This is a genomic window from Kitasatospora cathayae (assembly GCF_027627435.1).
Classification (GTDB): Bacteria; Actinomycetota; Actinomycetes; order Streptomycetales; family Streptomycetaceae; genus Kitasatospora; species Kitasatospora cathayae.
In genome coordinates this window covers 5,779,187-5,796,320 of record NZ_CP115450.1, presented here as the reverse complement: position 1 = coordinate 5,796,320, position 17,134 = coordinate 5,779,187, and the positions used below count along the sequence as shown (strand labels likewise).

Here is a 17,134-nt window from a genome sequence, read left to right as displayed (position 1 = left end):
CAAGAGTGGGCCAGTGCTGATCAGACTGCTCCGGGCGCACCTGCGCCCGTACTCCCGACCGATCACCCTGCTGGTGGTCCTCCAACTGGTATCCACCCTCGCGGCGCTCTACCTGCCCACGCTCAACGCCGACATCATCGACAAGGGCGTGGTCAAGGGCGACACCGGCTACATCCTGCGCCTGGGCGCGGTCATGATCGGCGTCACCCTGGTCCAGGCGCTGTGCTCGATCGGCGCCGTCTACTTCGGCGCCCGCACCGCGATGGCCTTCGGCCGCGACCTCCGCGCCGCCGTCTTCGAGCGGGTGCAGAGCTTCTCCTCCCGCGAGGTCGGCCAGTTCGGCGCACCCTCCCTGATCACCCGCACCACCAACGACGTCCAGCAGGTCCAGATGCTGGCCCTGATGAGCTTCACCCTGATGGTCGCCGCACCGATCATGTGCGTCGGCGGCATCATCATGGCGCTCAACCAGGACGTCCCGTTGTCCGGCCTGCTGCTCGCCGTCATCCCGGCGCTCGGCGCTGTCGTCGTCCTGCTGGTGCGCGCCCTGCGGCCGAAGTTCCGCAGCATGCAGGTGAAGATCGACACCGTGAACCGGGTGCTGCGCGAGCAGATCACCGGCATCCGGGTCATCCGCGCCTTCGTCAAGGACGACCACGAGCAGAACCGCTTCGGCGACGCCAACGAGGACCTCACCCAGACCGCCCGCCAGGTCGGCCGGCTGATGTCCGTCATGTTCCCGAGCGTGATGCTGGTCGTGAACGTCTCCAGCGTCGCGGTGCTCTGGTTCGGCGCCCACCGCATCGACAGCGGCGACATGGAGATCGGCGCGCTCACCGCCTTCCTCACCTACCTGATGCAGATCATGATGAGCGTGATGATGGCCACCTTCATGTTCATGATGGTGCCGCGCGCCGAGGTCTGCGCCGAACGCGTCCAGGAGGTCCTGGACACCTCCTCCAGCGTCGTCCCGCCCGCCGCCCCGGTCACCGAACTGCTGCGCCGCGGCAACCTGGAACTGCGCGACGTCGACTTCCGCTACCCCGGCGCCGAGGCCTCGGTGCTGCGCGGCATCGACCTCACCGCCCGCCCCGGCGAGACCACCGCCATCATCGGCTCCACCGGCAGCGGCAAGTCCACCCTGCTCGGCCTCGTCCCCCGGCTCTTCGACGCCACCTCCGGGCAGATCCTGCTCGACGGCGTGGACGTGCGCGAGCTCTCCGCCGACGCCATCGCCGACAGCGTCGGCATCGTCCCGCAGAAGCCGTACCTCTTCTCCGGCACCGTCGCCAGCAACCTCCGCTACGGCCGCCCCGACGCCACCGACGAGGAACTCTGGCACGCCCTGGAGATCGCCCAGGCCAAGGAGTTCGTCGAGCAGCTGGCCGAAGGCCTGGACGCCCCCATCGCCCAGGGCGGCGGCAACGTCTCCGGCGGCCAGCGCCAGCGCCTGGCCATCGCCCGGGCACTCGTCCGCAGGCCCGACGTCTACCTCTTCGACGACTCCTTCTCCGCACTCGACTACGCCACCGACGCCAAGCTGCGCAAGGCCCTCGCCCGCGAGACCGCCGACGCCACCGTCCTGATCGTCGCCCAGCGGGTGTCCACCATCCGCGACGCCGACCGGATCATCGTCCTCGACGAGGGCGCCGTCGTCGGCACCGGCACCCACCACGAACTGATGGCCGACAACCCGACGTACCGGGAGATCGTGCTCTCCCAGCTCACCGAGCAGGAGGCGGCGTGACCACCCCCGGAAAGCCCGCCACCAAACCGGAGGAGCGGCTCCCCAGCGACTCGCAGGCCGCCGCCGCCCGCCGCGGCCCGGCCGGACCGGGCCGCTTCATGGGCGGCCAGGGCGCCGAGAAGTCCATGGACTTCAAGGGCTCCGGAAAGCGCGTCCTCGGCCTGCTGCGCCCCGAACGCAAGCTGCTGATCGGCGTCCTGGTGCTCGGCGTGCTCGGCATCGGCTGCGCCGTCACCGGCCCCAAGATCCTCGGCGACGCCACCGACCTGATCTTCGCCGGCGTCATCGGCGCCCGCTTCCAGCCCGGCACCTCCAAGGCCGAGGTCATCGACGGGCTGCGCGCCCACGGCCAGGGCGGCATCGCCGACCTGCTCTCCGCGGTCGACTTCACCCCCGGCCACGGCATGGACTTCGGCGCCATCGGCTCCGTCCTGCTCTGGGTGCTCGGCATCTACCTCGCCTCCGCCGGCTTCGGCATCCTCCAGGGCCGCCTCGCCACCAAGGCGATCCAGTCCGCCGGCTACCGGCTGCGCCAGGACGTCGAGGCCAAACTCGCCCGGCTGCCGCTCAGCTACTTCGACAAGCAGCCGCGCGGCGAGGTGCTCAGCCGGGTCACCAACGACATCGACAACATCGGCCAGTCCATGCAGCAGACCATGGGACAGGTCGTCAACTCGCTGCTCACCGTGGTCGGTGTGCTGGCGATGATGTTCTGGATCTCCTGGCTGCTGGCGCTGATCGCCCTGGTCTCGGTGCCGCTGTCGGTGGTCGTCGCCGCCAAGGTCGGCAAGAAGGCCCAGCCGCAGTTCGTCCAGCAGTGGAAGTCCACCGGTCAACTCAACGCCCACATCGAGGAGATGTACACCGGCCACACCCTGGTGAAGGTGTTCGGCCGGCAACGCGAGTCCGCCGAGACCTTCCGCGAGCACAACGACGCGCTGTTCCACGCCAGTTTCCGCGCCCAGTTCATCTCCGGGATCATCCAGCCCGCGATGATGCTGATCGGCAACCTGCAGTACGTGCTGGTCGCGGTCGTCGGCGGGCTACGGGTGGCGAGCGGCTCGCTGTCCATCGGCGACGTCCAGGCCTTCATCCAGTACTCCCGGCAGTTCAGCCAGCCGCTCACCCAGGTCGCCAGCATGGCCAACCTGGTGCAGTCCGGGGTCGCCTCCGCCGAGCGCGTCTTCGAACTGCTCGACGCCCCCGAGCAGAGCCCCGAACCGGCCATGCCCGAGAAGCCCGACACCGTCCACGGCCGGGTCGTCTTCCAGGACGTGTCCTTCCGCTACGACCCCGACAAGCCGCTCATCGACGACCTCTCCCTCAAGGTCGAACCCGGCCAGACCGTCGCCATCGTCGGCCCCACCGGCGCCGGCAAGACCACCCTGGTCAACCTGCTGATGCGGTTCTACGAGGTCAGCTCCGGGCGCATCACCCTCGACGGCGTCGACATCGCCGCGATGTCCCGCGAGGACCTGCGCTCCGGCATCGGCATGGTCCTCCAGGACACCTGGCTGTTCGGCGGCACCATCGCCGACAACATCGCCTACGGCGCCCAGGGCGCCACCCGCGAACAGGTCGTCGAGGCGGCGAAGGCCGCCCACGTCGACCGCTTCGTGCGCACCCTCCCGGACGGCTACGACACCGTCATCGACGACGAGGGCACCGGCGTCAGCGCGGGCGAGAAGCAGCTGATCACGATCGCCCGGGCCTTCCTCGCCCAGCCGTCCATCCTGGTCCTGGACGAGGCCACCAGCTCGGTCGACACCCGCACCGAGGTGCTCATCCAGCGGGCCATGGCCCGGCTGCGCACCGGCCGCACCAGCTTCGTCATCGCCCACCGCCTCTCCACCATCCGCGACGCCGACGTCATCCTGGTGATGGAGAACGGCTCCATCGTGGAGCAGGGCTCGCACGACGAACTGATCGCCGCCGGCGGCGCCTACGCCCGGCTCTACCAGGCGCAGTTCGCGGAGGCCGTGGCCGAGGTCGACTGACCGGTCCGCACCTGGCGGCGAGCATGCGGAAGGGCCCGGGGCGATGCGCCCCGGGCCCTTCCGTCACCGCTACTTCTTGTCCTTCGGCCCCTCGGCGTCGGTGGACAGCGCGGCGATGAAGGCCTCCTGCGGGACCTCCACGCTGCCGACCATCTTCATCCGCTTCTTGCCTTCCTTCTGCTTCTCCAGCAGCTTCCGCTTGCGGGAGATGTCACCGCCGTAGCACTTGGCGAGGACGTCCTTGCGGATCGCGCGGACCGTCTCGCGGGCGATCACCCGGGAGCCGATGGCGGCCTGGATCGGCACCTCGAACTGCTGGCGCGGGATCAGCTTCTGCAGCTTGCCGGCCATCATCACGCCGTAGCTGTAGGCCTTGTCCTTGTGCACGATCGCGGAGAAGGCGTCCACCGCGTCGCCGTGCAGCAGGATGTCGACCTTGACCAGGTTGGCGGTCTGCTCGCCGATGGGCTCGTAGTCGAGCGAGGCGTAGCCGCGGGTCTTGGACTTCAGCTGGTCGAAGAAGTCGAAGACGATCTCCGCGAGCGGCAGGGTGTAGCGCAGCTCGACCCGGTCCTCGGACAGGTAGTCCATGCCCTGGAGGCTGCCGCGACGGGACTGGCACAGCTCCATGATCGCGCCGACGAACTCGTTCGGCGCCAGGATGGTGCCGCGCACGACCGGCTCGTACACCTCGGAGATCTTGCCGGACGGGAACTCGCTCGGGTTGGTGACGGTGTGCTCGGTGCCGTCCTCCATCACCACCCGGTAGATCACGTTCGGGGCGGTGGAGATCAGGTCGAGGTTGAACTCGCGCTCCAGGCGCTCCCGGATGATCTCCAGGTGCAGCAGGCCGAGGAAGCCGCAGCGGTAGCCGAAGCCGAGCGCGACCGAGGTCTCCGGCTCGTACACCAGGGCGGCGTCGTTGAGGCGCAGCTTGTCCAGGGCGTCGCGCAGCAGCGGGTAGTCCGAGCCGTCCAGCGGGTACAGGCCGGAGAACACCATCGGGCGCGGGTCCTTGTAGCCGCCGAGCGGCTCGGTGGCGCCCTTGTGCTGCGAGGTGATCGTGTCACCGACCTTGGACTGCCGGACGTCCTTCACACCGGTGATGATGTAGCCCACCTCGCCGACGCCGAGGCCGTCGGCGACCTTCGGCTCGGGCGAGATGACGCCGATCTCCAGCAGCTCGTGGGTGGCGCCGGTGGACATCATCTGGATGCGCTCGCGCTTGTTCAGCTGGCCGTCCACCACACGGACGTAGGTGACCACGCCGCGGTAGGCGTCGTACACCGAGTCGAAGATCATCGCGCGGGCCGGGGCCTCCGCGACGCCGACCGGGGCCGGGATGGTGTTGACGATGTGGTCCAGCAGGTCCTCGACGCCCAGACCGGTCTTGGCGCTGACCTTGAGCACGTCGCCCGGGTCGCAGCCGATGATGTGGGCGATCTCCTCGGCGTACTTCTCCGGCTGGGCGGCCGGCAGGTCGATCTTGTTGAGGACCGGGACGATCGTGAGGTCGTTCTCCAGCGCCAGGTACAGGTTGGCGAGGGTCTGCGCCTCGATGCCCTGGGCCGCGTCGACCACCAGGATGGTGCCCTCGCAGGCCGCCAGGGAGCGGGACACCTCGTACGTGAAGTCCACGTGGCCGGGGGTGTCGATCATGTTGAGGATGTGCGTCGTCCCGGCGTCCGGCCCGGTCTTGGGGGCCCACGGGAGGCGGACCGCCTGCGACTTGATGGTGATGCCGCGCTCGCGCTCGATGTCCATGCGGTCGAGGTACTGGGCACGCATCTGCCGGGGGTCGACGACGCCGGTGATCTGCAGCATCCGGTCTGCGAGCGTCGACTTGCCGTGGTCGATGTGGGCGATGATGCAGAAGTTGCGGATCAGCGCCGGGTCGGTACGGCTGGGCTCTGGCACATTGCTGGGGGTCGCGGGCACCTTGGTCCGATTCTCCGTTGGTCCGGGGCCGGGGGTGTCCGGATCATCGCTGACCGGCTATCCCGGGGACCGGACAGTCTCGTCCGATCGAAATAGTTCCTCCCATCTTCCCACGACTGCGACACCGGGCGCCGTTCGGGCACCTCGCAGCCTTCCGCCGCCCGGCCGCCGGGCCGCCGGGCCGCCGGGCCGCCGGGCCGCCGGGCCGCCGGGGGGCAGGATGGCCTGCCATGATCCTCGAAAGCGCCCTGCTCGACGTCCTGCCCGGCCGGGAGGACGAGTTCCTCGCCGCCTTCGCCGAGGCCCGTCCGCTGATCTCCGTCCAGCGCGGCTTCCGCTCCCTGCGGCTGCACCGCTGCCTGGACGAGGGGCGCGGCTCGCGCTTCCTGCTGCAGGTGGAGTGGGAGACGCTCGCCGACCACACCGAGGGGTTCCGCGGCTCGGCCGAGTACCAGCGGTGGCGGGAGCTGCTGCACCGGTTCTACCGGCCGTTCCCAGAGGTCGAGCACTACGGGGAGCCGGTGCTGAGCGCCTGAGCCGTCCGCGGGCCCGGCGGCCGGTTTGGGGCGGGCGGCGGGCCCCTGGTAGCGTGGGCTGCCGCACCTGGCCTCGGCATGCCCTCTCAGCTGGTCCGACGGCCACCGCGTGCAGCCCGTTCAAACCATTCAGACAAGACTGAGGCTCCTTCGTGGCGAACATCAAGTCCCAGATCAAGCGCAACAAGACCAACGAGAAGGCGCGCCTGCGCAACAAGGCCGTCAAGTCCTCGCTGAAGACCGCCCTGCGCAAGGCCCGTGAGGCCGCTGCCGCCGGCGAGACCGAGAAGGCCACCGTGCTGGCCCGCGCCGCCTCCAAGGCGCTGGACAAGGCCGTGAGCAAGGGCGTCATCCACGCCAACCAGGCCGCCAACAAGAAGTCGGCCATCACCAAGCGCGTCAACGCGGCCGCCCAGGCCTGACGCCTCCGGGGGCTCCGGCCCCCACCGCCTCCGGACGACCCGGCCCTCTACCCGGACCCCTGAGGCGCGCGAGACTCGCACCGCACGCGGCCTGCGTTCGCCACGCGGGTGCGGTGCACAGCAGCTGTACGGCAGGCGCCGCAGCCGGACTCCTCCCCGGAGACCGACTGCGGCGCCTGTCGCGTTCCGCGACCCGGCCGCTAAGGTCGATCACGCGCGACCGAGGATGCGGGGGCATCCCGGCGCCGGTCCCGAGGGGGGAACAGTCATGACGACGCCACCACCGCCGAGCCCGGCGCCGAACGGGCCGGGATACGGGTTCCCGCAGCGGACGCAAGGGGCGCCCGGTTACGGTCCCCCTCCGGGGCCGCCCGCCGCGCCGGGGGCGCCCGGGGGCCGTTCTGAGGGCCGCTCCGAGCGCAACCTGCGGCGCAACGCCGTCTGGGCGTTCGTCGGCGCGGTGCTCGCCTCGGCCGGCTGGGCCACCGCCGTGACGGTCATCCCGGGCATGGTCGGCAACAGCGGCGACTCCGCGCCGCGCAGCCTCGGCAGCTACCACGTCTCGGACGACTTCTGCGCCACCGGGAAGCCCAACCGGCTGCTGGAGAAGTACTCGGTCAGCACGAGCAGTTCCTCGCCGAGCCACCACACCGACCGGAACCCGGCCCTGGACAGCATGAACTGCTCGATGACACTCAAGCGGATCGGCGGCGACAGCGACAGCGAGTACGCCTCGGCCTACCTGCGCGCCGACCTGCACAAGGCGGTCAACCCCGCGCCCGAGCTCTCGGCGAACAAGGAGACCTACCGGTCGCGCGGCTACCAGATCACGACCATCCCGGGGATCGGCGAAGAGGCCTACTTCGTCTACAAGGAAGACGGCTCCGACAAGTACCGGGACATCTACGCCGAGGTGGACGTCCGCGACGGCGGGATGACCTACTACATCACCTACAACGCCAGCTACACCCAGGGGAAGACCACCCCGCCGTCCATGAACGACCTCCGCACCATGCTGCAGGCGGACGCCGACAACGCCGTACGGGCCATGCGCAAGTAGCGCTCCCCGGCCCGGACGTCGCGGTCAGTACGCCGGGCGGGAGCCGGCCCGGGCGGCCCGGGCGACGGCGACCACCGCGCGCTCCAGGGCGAAGGCCGGGTCGTCCGAGCCGCCCTTGACGGCGGCGTCGGCCTGGGCGATGGCGGTCAGCGCGGTGGCCACCCCGTCGCCCGTCCAGCCGCGCATCTGCTGGCGGACCCGGTCCACCTTCCACGGCGGCATGCCCAACTCGCGGGCCAGATCGGCCGGGCGCATGTTCCGCCCGGTCGTCGCCAGCCGCCCGATGCTGCGCACGCCGGAGGCCAGCGCGTAGGTGATGCCGGTCGGCGGCTGGCCGACGGCCAGCGCCCAGCGCAACCGCTCCAGCGCCTCCGCCGCCCGGCCGGTGACGGCCAGGTCGGCCACCTCGAAGCCGGTCGCCTCGGCCCGGCCGCTGTAGTAGCGGGCCACCACCGTCTCGTCGATGGTGCCCTCGACGTCCGAGGTCAACTGGCTGCACGCGGCCGCCAGTTCGCGCAGGTCGCTGCCGAGCGCGTCCAACAGCGCCTGGCAGGCCTCCTGGGTCGCGGAGCGGCCCAGGGTGCGGAACTCGCCCTTGACGAAGGCCAGTCGCTCGCTCGCCTTGGCCAGCTTGGCGCAGGTCACCTCGCGGCCGCCCGCCTTGCGTCCGGCGTCCAGCAGGCCCTTGCCCTTGGCCCCGCCGGCGTGCACCAGCACCATGATCACTTCTTCGGCGGGCGCCTCGATGTAGGCCTTGACCTCCTTCACCGAGTCGGCGGAGAGGTCCTGGGCGGCGCGGACCACGATCACCTTGCGCTCGGCGAACAGCGAGGGCGTGGTCAGCTCGGCCAGGCTGCCGGGCTGCAGCCCGCCGGGCGGCAGGTCCCGTACGTCGGTGTCCGGGTCCGCGGCCTTCGCCGCGGCCACCACCTGGGCGACGGCACGGTCCAGCAGCAGCTCCTCCTGGCCGACCGCGAGGGTCAGCGGGGCGAGCAGGTCGTCGGGTGCACTCTTCCTGGCCATCGCCTACCAGCATCCCACGCGCCGCGGACACTCCCGGCCGTCCCGACCGAGTGCTCTGCCGACCGCCCTGCCGGAGCGTTCGGGCCGACCGGGAGAATGGCCCGGTGACCGAGAACCACACCCCCGCCCTCCCGGACGTCGACGACCCGTTCGTCCGCCAGCTGCTCGTCCTGCCCGACCGCGACACCGCCGACGAGGCCGCCGAGGAACTCGGCGCCGCCCACCCGGACCTCGGCGAACCGGAGATCGTCCGCGACGCCCTGGCCGGCGAGGACGACGCCGAGGACGCCCAGTGGCTCGTCGTGCTCGACCCCCCGTCCACCGGCTGGACCCCCACCCTGCTGCACGCCCTGGACACCCTCGCCGCCTCCTACGAGGGCTGGCGCGAAGAGGCCTGACCGGCTCCCGACCCGCCCAGCCGTCCTCGTTCAAGGATGTCCCCGTGACTGCTCCCGCCACCCCCTCGGTGCTGTTCGTCTGCGTGCACAACGCCGGGCGGTCCCAGATGGCCGCCGCCTTCCTCACCCACCTCGCCGGCGACCGGGTCGAGGTCCGGTCGGCCGGCTCCGCCCCCGCCGACACCGTGAACCCGGCCGTGGTCCGTGCCATGGCCGAAGTCGGCATCGACCTCTCCGGCGAGATCCCCAAGGTCCTCACCGACGAAGCCGTCCGGGCCTCGGACGTGGTGATCACCATGGGCTGCGGCGACGCCTGCCCGTTCTTCCCCGGCAAGCGGTACCTGGACTGGAAGCTCGACGATCCGGCCGGCCGGGGCGTCGACGCGGTCCGCCCGATCCGCGACGAGATCGAGACCCGCGTCCGCGCCCTGCTCGCCGACCTCTCCGTGCCGGCCCGGCACTGACTCCGACCGCCGGCCAGGCCGGCCGCAGACCAGGCCGGCCGCGGCGGGGGCCGGTCAGTGCGGGAGCACCCAGTCCGGCCGCCAAGTGCCGGGGGCGTCGAGGGCGGGCCGGGTGGCGGCGAGGTGCGCGTGGAGGGCGGCCAGTGCCGGGTGGGGGTTGTCGCGGTGCCACAGCAGGGAGTGCGGGTAGACGGGCGTCGGGTCGGTCACCGGGATGCGGCGCAGGTCGTGGCCGGCGGGCCAGACGAGGCGGGTCCGCTCGCTCATGAAGGTGGCCAGGGCCGGGGTGTCGGCGACCGTGTCCAGGAGCACGTCGGAGCCGAAGTTCGGGCCGGTCGCCTCGATGGTGAGGCCGAACCCGGCCACGAGGTCGTCGTAGTAGGCGCCCCACTCGGTGCCGGGGACGATGCCGGGCATCCAGATCCGGTGACCGACGAGCTGGGCGACGGTCACCGAGCGGGCGCCCGCCAACGCGTGGGCCGGGCCGGTGAGCAGCTGGAGCGGCTCGTCGAGCACCCGGACGGACTCGATGTCCTCGGGAAGGGGCCGGCCGGGCATGGCGACGGCGCGGAAGGACGCGTCGATCGCACCGGAGCGCAGGGCGGCGACGGCCGCCTCGATCTCGAACAGCATCACCACGTTGAGGTCGAACTCGGGGTGCGCGGCGTGGAACCCGCGCATCAGGCCCGCCGCCGCTCCGCGCGAGGCGATCACGTCGACCCGCAGCGGGCGCCGGTCGGTGCGCACGGAGGCGACCGCGCGCTCGGCCACCTGCAGCAGCTCGCGCGCGTGCGGCAGGAACGCCTGCCCGTCGATGGTGAGCTCGGCGCCGCGCGGGGTGCGGCTGAAGAGCCGGACGCCGAGGTCCCGCTCCAGGGCGGCAACGCGCTTGGAGACGGCCTGCTGGGTGATCGCCAGGTCGACGGCGGCCTTCTGGAACTGGCCCGCTTCCGCGACGGCGGCGAAGGTGCGTACGGCTTCGAGGTCCACGTCGATCCACCCTAGTGAACAACGGTTGGTTGTACGGCAACGGCCATGCGGTTGTTTGACCTGCGGTTGTGCCGCTCGGTTAGCTCTCACTGGTCAACGCCGGATTGTTCGAACGGAACATCGAGGGAGCGCGCCGGGCATGCTGAGCAGGGTGGGCGGACTGAGTAGGATCGGCAGGAAGCGGTTGGGGCGGCAGTTCGGCTGGCTGTGGGCGGCGTACGCGGTGAGCGCGTACGGGTCCGGGCTCGGGTTCGGGGCCCTGCCGCTGATCGCCGTGCTGGCGTTGCACGCCGGGCCGGCCCAGGTGTCCGCGCTGTCCGCGGTGGGCCCCGCGGTGGGCGCGCTGATCGCGGTACCGCTCGCGCCGTGGGTGGAGTTCCGGCGCAAGCGCCCGGTGATGATCGCGATGGACCTGATCCGGTTCGCCGCCATGGCGACGATCCCGCTCGCCTACGCCATCGGCCTGCTCGGCCTCGTCCAGCTGCTGGTGGTCTCGGCCGTGGTCGCCGCGGCCAAGATCGCGTTCAACGCGGCCAGCGGCGCCCACCTCAAGGCCCTCATCCGACCGGACGACCTGCTCGTGGCCAACGCCCGCTTCGAGTCCACCAACTGGAGCTCCATCGCGATCGGACCACCACTGGGCGGGGCGGCGATCGGCCTGTTCGGGCCGGTCACCACCGTGGTGGCCGACGCGCTCAGCTACCTGCTCTCCGCCCTCGGCATCACCACGATCCGCGGCCGGGAGGAGACCCCGCGGCCCATCGGTAGTACCCCGGTGCGGGCGGGCGCGGTGCTCGACGGCTGGCGGCACATCCTGGGCGACCCCGGCCTGCGGGCGCTCTACCTCAACAACATGCTCGTCGGCGGCCTGATCATGGCCACCGAACCGCTGCTCGCCGTGCTCCTGCTGCGCCAACTCCACTTCCCGGCCTGGCAGTACGGCCTCGCCTTCGCCGCCCCCTGCCTCGGCGGACTCATCGGCTCCCGGCTCGCCCAGCGCGTCGTGGCCCGCTACGGACGGCACCGGGTCTTCCGGACCGTCGGCACCCTGCGCGCGGTCTGGCTGATCGGTCTGGTCTTCGTCCGCCCCGGCGTCGTCGGCCTGGTCACCGTGATGGCCGTCGAGCTGGCGATCATCGTCAACATGAGCCTGTACACCCCGGTGCTCGCCACCTACCGGCTCGAACGCACGCCCAAGCACCTGGTCGCCCGCACCCTGTCGGCCTGGTCGATCGGCCAGCAGGCGTCCATCGCCGTCTGCACCGCACTCGGCGGGCTGCTCGCCGACGCCACCGGCCCGCGCACCGCCCTCGCGGTCGCGGGGCTGCTCGTCCTCGCGACCCCGCTGCTGCTCCCGCGACGCGACCAGGCGTCGGCGCACGAGCCGGAGCCGTCCCTCAGCCACTCCTGACGCCACCGGCGCCCTCCGTCGCCGGCGAGACCGCACACCACCAGCACCAGCAAGGAGACACCCGCGTGAGCACCACCCCTGCGCTCGCCCCCGCGCACACCGCTCTTCTCGTCCTGGACTGCCAGCCCGCGATCCTGGCCGCCCTGTCCGAGGACGGTGCCCGCGAAGCCCTGCTCGGCCGCATCGAACGGGCCGTCGCCTACGTCCGGGCGGCCGGCGGCACCGTCGCCCACGTGCGCGTCGGCTTCACCGAGGCCGACTGGGACGCCGTCCCGGCCGCCAACAAGGCCTTCGCCCCGCTGGCCCGGCACCGCGCCATGCACCACGAGGACCCCGCCACCGCCGTCCACGAGCACCTGGCTCCCCGAGCCGGCGACATCGTCGTGCGCAAGACCCGCTTCGGCGCCATCTCCACCACCGACCTCGACCGGCAGCTGCGCGAGCGCGGCATCACCACCCTGGTCGTCGCCGGCCTCAGCACCGGCGGCGCCGTCCTGTCCACCGTCCTCGACGCGGCCGACCGCGACTACCTGCTGTACGTCCTGTCCGACGGCGTCGCCGACCCGGACCGCGAAGTCCACGACGTCCTGCTCAGCCGGGTCCTCCCCACCCGGGCGCACTTCGTCGACACCGCCGGACTGCCCGAGCTGCTCCGGACCGGCTGACACGCCCGACGACCGGGACCGCACACCACCGGGGTGAATCGACGGTGTGTCAGGACTCCGTCTCCGTCGGCGCCCGGGCCTCCTGATCCACAGTTGCGGACGGCAATCGACTGCCGAAGCACCCCTTTCCGCCTTCCAGGAGTAGCTCGTGAACATCTCACCGCCGGCCGCCGCCGGTCAGCCGGGCCCAGCGGCCAACGGGGGACGTGCCGGTTCGGCCGCCCGCCGCGGACGGGCACTGGCCGTCGCGGCCGGCCTGCTCGGCGTCGCCGGACTCGCCCCGGTCGCGCTGCCCGGGACCGCCCACGCGCAGGGCACCTGTACGGTCTCCGGCCCCACCACCACCTGCACGTTCGCCTTCACCGGCACCGAGCAGACCTTCACCGTCCCGAACGGCGTCACCCACGTCGACGTCACGGCGATCGGCGCGGCCGGCGGCCTGGAGGGGGGCAACAACACACCCGGCGGCCGTGGCGCTCAGGTTTCGGGCACGCTCACCGGCCTGTCCGGCGGACAGACCCTCTACGTCGAAGTCGGCGGCAAGGCCACCAACGACGGCTCCTGTTACGCGTTGTCCCAGTGCACCGGCGGCTTCAACGGCGGTGGCAGCACCTATTTCGGCGGCGGCGGAGGCGGAGCCTCCGACATCCGCACCCAACCTCGCACCACCCCCCTCACCACCACCGACTCGCGCCGCATCGTGGCCGCGGGCGGCGGTGGAGCCGGTCTGGTGGCGACCATCGGGTGCGCGGCAGGCCCGGGCGGGGATGCCGGCCAGGCGGGCACAGACGGGGGTTGCAGCGGCGGAACCGGAGGCGGGGCGGGCACGGCCACTCAAGGCGGGGCCGGCGGGCAGCAGTTCGGCAGCCCCGGCACGCTCGGCACCGGCGGCACCGGCGGCGGTCCAGGGATCAGCCTGACGGGGGGCGGAGGCGGCGCCGGCTACTACGGGGGAGGCGGTGGCGGCAACATCAACGTCGAGGTAAGCCCGATCGGGAATGCGGCTGGTGGGGGCGGCGGGTCGTCCCTCGTCCCGGCCGGCGGCACCGGCCCCACCGTGACCAGCGCCGCCGCAGGCATCACCATCAGGTACCCCACCCCGGGCAAACCGGTGAACACCCGCCTGTTCGCGATCCCCCAGCAGGTCCGGGTCGGCCGACCGGTGGTCCTCGACGACCTGGTCTGCCCGGCCGGCACGGGCGCCACGACCCCGCCCACCGGCACCGTGACGTTCACCGACACCACCACCGGCACGACCCTGGGCACCGCGCGCCTGGTCCTCAACATCGGAGACTGCGCCGCCGCCGGGCGCGTGGTCTTCTTCCGGACCACCGGCGCGCACGTCATCACGGCCGTCTACAGCGGCGACTCGGTCTACCAGGGCAACAGCGGCAACCCCGAGAGCATCACCGTGACGGTGAAATCCTGACGCCGAAGGGACCGCCGCGGCACAACCGCTGAGCAGTTCCACGAGGGCCCCGCCGGGTGGTCGGCGGGGCCCGCGCCGTCTCCGTGTCCTGCACGTCCCCCGGCGCGCACCCTGGACGGCCACAGTCCGGAATCGGATCGTCAAACTCGGCAAGGCATAGCCAATTCGGGTGAAGGTTCATCCACCGCTCGACGGGACGCCGACGGGCCGCCATAGCCTCGGTGACGCCCCGTCGCCGCTCGGGTGCGCCATCCGGGCGAAGGTGCGGGATCCGTCGCCCCGGAAGGCCATCGAGACCAATGACACGCTCAGCGGACGCGAACGGCGAGACCACCGGCGGGCCCTCCCGCCGCAGGCTCCTCCCCCCATCCCTACCCCAGCCCCACCCCACCTCGTGGAGGGAAGAGAAGAGGAGAGCGGGGTCACAGGGGCGGGGCGCGGGGCCTGCGGGTGGGGTGCCCGGAGGTGGAGTGGCCGGCGCGGGAGCCATGGTCAGGCCGGGGGTGAACGGCGACGGCGAGGGTGGACGGCGAGTCGCCGGTCACGGCGACGTCCCCCACGCGGTCGGTGCGCAGGACGGTCGCGCCCAGCGCGCGCAGCCGGTCGACCGTACGCGGCGACGGGTGCCCGTACGCGTTGCCCTCGCCGCAGGAGATCAGGGCGAGCCGAGGCCGCAGGGCACCCGTCAGGTCCCAGTCCTGGTGAGCCGAACCGTGGTGCGCCACCTTCAGGACGTCCACCCGGCCGAGTCGGCCCAACAGCGCGGACTGGGCGGGCGGTTCGAGATCGCCGAGCAACGCCATCCGCACACCTCCGGCCAACGACACCATCAGCGCCACGCTCGCGTTGTTCGCACCCGCCGCGTCGACAGCCGCCCCGGGATCGGGCCACACCACGTCCCAGGACAACTCCGCACCGGCCGAACGCCGTTCACCACGGCCGGCGCGCAGCAACGGCACACCGGCCCCGGCCACCCAGGCCGTCACCCTGGCCGCCTCACCCGGCGGATCGTCCAGCGCCGTGCCCTCGACCGCTCCCACCTGGCGCCCGCGCAACACCCCTGGCACGCCCTCGACGTGATCCGCGTGGAAGTGCGTCAACAGCAGCAACGGCACCGTGGTGATGCCGAGCTCGCGCAGGCACCGGTCGGCCGCATCGGGATCCGGCCCGGTGTCGATCACCACCGCGCTGCCCGGCAGATCGGTCGCAAGGGCCAACATGTCTCCCTGCCCGACGTCGCACATCACCAGCCGCCACCCCGGCGGCGGCCAGCCCGTGGCGATCCGGGCGAGCTGCGGCGGGCGCAGCAGCACGGCCAGCAGCACCACCAGCAGGGTGCCGGTCACCAGAGCCCGGGCCCAGCGGCGCCGGGCGCGGGCGGGCCGGCCGGGCTCCGTCCGCCGGGGCAGCAGCAGGGGCGCCGCCCAGCAGGCGGCCAGGGTCGCCAGCGCGACCGTCACCACCCCGAACCAGCCGCCGGGCCACGACAGTTGGCCGCCGGGCAGTTCGGCCCCGCGCCGCCCGACGAAGGCCAGCCAGCTGGCCGGCACCCCGGCCGGCTCGGCCAACAGCCGAGCCAGGGACGGGAAGAACGGCTGCAGGGCGAGCACTCCGAAGCCGAGCAGCGTCGCCGGGACCACCGCCAGCTCGGCCAGCAGGTTGCACGGGACCGCGACCAGGCTGATGTGCCCGGACAGCACCACCGTCACCGGCGCGCAGAGCGCCTGTGCCGCCGCCGCGGCCGCCAGCGCGCCCGCCAGGTGGTGCGGCCAGCGTCGGGCGCGTAGCGACTCGGCCCAGTGCGGCCCGAGGACGAGCAGCCCGGCGGTGGCGAGCACCGAGAGCAGGAAGCCGAAGGAGCGGGCCAGGAACGGGTCAAGCAGGACGAGGACCAGGACGGCCCCGGCGAGCGCCGGTACGGCCTGGCGGGGGCGGCCGGTGGCCAGGGCCAGCATGCCGATCAGTCCCGTCCCCGCCGCCCGCAGCACGCTGGGCTCGGGTCGGCAGACGGTCACGAAGGCCAGGATCAGACCCGTGCCGAGCAGCGCGCTGGTGCGCAACGACAGCCCCAGCAGCGGGGCCAGTCCGCGCCGTTCCGGGGTGCCGGCCTGGCCCGGGGCGCCCAGCAGCACGCCGAGGACGATCGCCAGGTTGGCCCCGCTGACCGCCACCAGGTGCACCAGGTCGGTGGCCCGGAAGGCGTCCACCAGGTCGTCGGGCAATCGCGAGGTGTCGCCGACGACGAGCCCTGGGAGCAGTCCGCGCGCGTCCGGCGGGAGTCCGTCGCTGGCCGTGCGCAGGCCCTCGCGCAGTCGGCCGGCGATCCGCTGCGGCAGGCTCGGCGGTGCGAGCTGCCGGGGTGGGCCGTGGACGGCCAGCAGTGCCGCGGACTCGGTCTCGTAGCCCTCCCTCGCCGGCCGCACCTCGGCCTCGACGGCCAGCCGCTCGGAGGGCAGCAGTCGCAGCCAGGGCCCGCTCTCCGGCCCGCGGACCATGACGGTCACCGGGGTGTGCGTCCGAATGGCCCGCCCGTCCGGGAGGAGGGTGGCGCGGTCGGCCACGGCCTCGACGGTGAGGAGGGTCTGCCCGCCGGTGGTGCCGCTCCGGGAGGTGTGCACCTTCGGGTCCCCCGCGACGGTCAGCTCCACCTCGACCGCCGGGGCGGGTGTGCCCGGAGTGCGCGGCGGTGCGTGCTCGGCCGCACGGACGAGCTCCGGCAGCGGTCCCCGGTGCAGGTCGGCGGTGTGCAGCGGAGTCGCGATCGCGGCCGCCGCACCGGTGAGCAGGACGGCTGCCAGCGCCACCGCGGCACCGCGCCGGCGCAGGAGGCCCGGCCGGGCGAGCAGCAGGACGGCCGCGAGCACGGCGACGCCCGCCAGCGAGAAGACCAGCACCTCGGCCCCCGGCTCGAGGGGCAGGAGCACCGCCGTGACCAGCCAGGCCGAGACGGCGGGCAGCAGCAGCCGGAAGTCGGCGCCCGAGGACCGGAGGCCCGGAAGCGGCGCCGTGGTGGCGGACATGGCGGTACCTCCTTTCGGGGGGTGCGGGGAGGAC

14 protein-coding genes are annotated in these 17,134 nt (G+C 72.5%); 10 read left to right on the top strand and 4 right to left on the bottom strand.

Going from position 1 to position 17,134, the window contains the following annotated elements:
* Positions 1 to 13 precede the first annotated feature (13 nt).
* Complete coding sequence (locus O1G21_RS25870) at positions 14 to 1,747, top strand: ABC transporter ATP-binding protein (RefSeq protein WP_270147020.1); 1,734 nt, start codon at positions 14 to 16, stop codon at positions 1,745 to 1,747.
* Between the two features lie 98 nt (positions 1,748 to 1,845).
* Positions 1,846 to 3,744: an ABC transporter ATP-binding protein gene (locus tag O1G21_RS25865; protein ID WP_270151274.1), complete on the top strand. Its 1,899-nt coding sequence runs from the start codon at positions 1,846 to 1,848 to the stop codon at positions 3,742 to 3,744.
* 69 nt (positions 3,745 to 3,813) lie between these two features.
* On the opposite strand, the gene lepA is transcribed toward O1G21_RS25865, so the two are convergent.
* Complete coding sequence (lepA, locus tag O1G21_RS25860) at positions 3,814 to 5,682, bottom strand: translation elongation factor 4 (RefSeq protein WP_270147019.1); 1,869 nt, start codon at positions 5,680 to 5,682, stop codon at positions 3,814 to 3,816.
* A gap of 230 nt (positions 5,683 to 5,912) precedes the next feature.
* On the opposite strand from lepA, the gene O1G21_RS25855 reads away from it, so the two are divergent.
* The 3 genes from O1G21_RS25855 (at position 5,913) to O1G21_RS25845 (ending at position 7,700) form a co-directional block, all read left to right on the top strand.
* Complete coding sequence (locus O1G21_RS25855) at positions 5,913 to 6,218, top strand: antibiotic biosynthesis monooxygenase family protein (RefSeq protein ID WP_270147018.1); 306 nt, start codon at positions 5,913 to 5,915, stop codon at positions 6,216 to 6,218.
* Between the two features lie 152 nt (positions 6,219 to 6,370).
* The gene (gene rpsT / locus O1G21_RS25850) at positions 6,371 to 6,640 is read left to right on the top strand and encodes a 30S ribosomal protein S20 (protein ID WP_270147017.1); all 270 of its coding nucleotides are present in this window, start codon (positions 6,371 to 6,373) and stop codon (positions 6,638 to 6,640) included.
* 268 nt (positions 6,641 to 6,908) lie between these two features.
* Positions 6,909 to 7,700 carry a hypothetical protein gene (locus O1G21_RS25845; RefSeq protein WP_270147016.1) on the top strand — a complete coding sequence of 264 codons (792 nt, stop codon included), beginning with the start codon at positions 6,909 to 6,911 and terminating at the stop codon, positions 7,698 to 7,700.
* Between the two features lie 24 nt (positions 7,701 to 7,724).
* Here the strand turns inward: O1G21_RS25845 and holA are convergent, their stop codons facing one another.
* Positions 7,725 to 8,723, bottom strand: coding sequence for a DNA polymerase III subunit delta (gene holA / locus O1G21_RS25840; RefSeq protein ID WP_270147015.1), 999 nt, complete (start codon positions 8,721 to 8,723; stop codon positions 7,725 to 7,727).
* Between the two features lie 104 nt (positions 8,724 to 8,827).
* Between holA and O1G21_RS25835 the strand changes: the two genes are divergently transcribed.
* Both O1G21_RS25835 and O1G21_RS25830 read left to right on the top strand, forming a co-directional pair.
* The gene (locus O1G21_RS25835) at positions 8,828 to 9,121 is read left to right on the top strand and encodes a hypothetical protein (RefSeq protein ID WP_270147014.1); all 294 of its coding nucleotides are present in this window, start codon (positions 8,828 to 8,830) and stop codon (positions 9,119 to 9,121) included.
* Positions 9,122 to 9,165: 44 nt separating this feature from the next.
* Positions 9,166 to 9,585: an arsenate reductase ArsC gene (locus tag O1G21_RS25830; protein WP_270147013.1), complete on the top strand. Its 420-nt coding sequence runs from the start codon at positions 9,166 to 9,168 to the stop codon at positions 9,583 to 9,585.
* 54 nt (positions 9,586 to 9,639) lie between these two features.
* On the opposite strand, the gene O1G21_RS25825 is transcribed toward O1G21_RS25830, so the two are convergent.
* Positions 9,640 to 10,575, bottom strand: a complete 936-nt coding sequence (locus O1G21_RS25825; protein WP_270147012.1) for a LysR family transcriptional regulator — start codon at positions 10,573 to 10,575, stop codon at positions 9,640 to 9,642.
* A 139-nt stretch (positions 10,576 to 10,714) separates the two neighbouring features.
* Here O1G21_RS25825 and O1G21_RS25820 point away from each other — a divergent pair, with 139 nt between their 5' ends.
* The 3 genes from O1G21_RS25820 to O1G21_RS25810 all read left to right on the top strand — a co-directional run bounded on the left by O1G21_RS25820 (position 10,715) and on the right by O1G21_RS25810 (position 14,080).
* Positions 10,715 to 11,986, top strand: a complete 1,272-nt coding sequence (locus O1G21_RS25820; RefSeq protein WP_270147011.1) for an MFS transporter — start codon at positions 10,715 to 10,717, stop codon at positions 11,984 to 11,986.
* Positions 11,987 to 12,051: 65 nt separating this feature from the next.
* Complete coding sequence (locus O1G21_RS25815; protein ID WP_270147010.1) at positions 12,052 to 12,651, top strand: cysteine hydrolase family protein; 600 nt, start codon at positions 12,052 to 12,054, stop codon at positions 12,649 to 12,651.
* Between the two features lie 148 nt (positions 12,652 to 12,799).
* Positions 12,800 to 14,080, top strand: coding sequence for a glycine-rich protein (locus tag O1G21_RS25810; protein ID WP_270147009.1), 1,281 nt, complete (start codon positions 12,800 to 12,802; stop codon positions 14,078 to 14,080).
* A 422-nt stretch (positions 14,081 to 14,502) separates the two neighbouring features.
* Here the strand turns inward: O1G21_RS25810 and O1G21_RS25805 are convergent, their stop codons facing one another.
* A complete protein-coding gene (locus O1G21_RS25805) occupies positions 14,503 to 17,100 on the bottom strand; it encodes a ComEC/Rec2 family competence protein (protein WP_270147008.1) in 2,598 nt (865 codons plus the stop codon).
* Positions 17,101 to 17,134 lie beyond the last annotated feature (34 nt).

Excerpts from the sequence above, each read along its gene's own strand:
- O1G21_RS25865 (WP_270151274.1), top strand. The coding sequence starts at position 1,846 with ATGGGCGGCCAGGGCGCCGAGAAGTCCATGGACTTCAAGGGCTCCGGA.
- O1G21_RS25855 (WP_270147018.1), top strand. The coding sequence starts at position 5,913 with ATGATCCTCGAAAGCGCCCTGCTCGACGTCCTGCCCGGCCGGGAGGAC.
- O1G21_RS25845 (WP_270147016.1), top strand. The coding sequence starts at position 6,909 with ATGACGACGCCACCACCGCCGAGCCCGGCGCCGAACGGGCCGGGATAC.
- holA (WP_270147015.1), bottom strand. The coding sequence starts at position 8,723 with ATGGCCAGGAAGAGTGCACCCGACGACCTGCTCGCCCCGCTGACCCTC.
- O1G21_RS25820 (WP_270147011.1), top strand. The coding sequence starts at position 10,715 with ATGCTGAGCAGGGTGGGCGGACTGAGTAGGATCGGCAGGAAGCGGTTG.
- O1G21_RS25805 (WP_270147008.1), bottom strand. The coding sequence starts at position 17,100 with ATGTCCGCCACCACGGCGCCGCTTCCGGGCCTCCGGTCCTCGGGCGCC.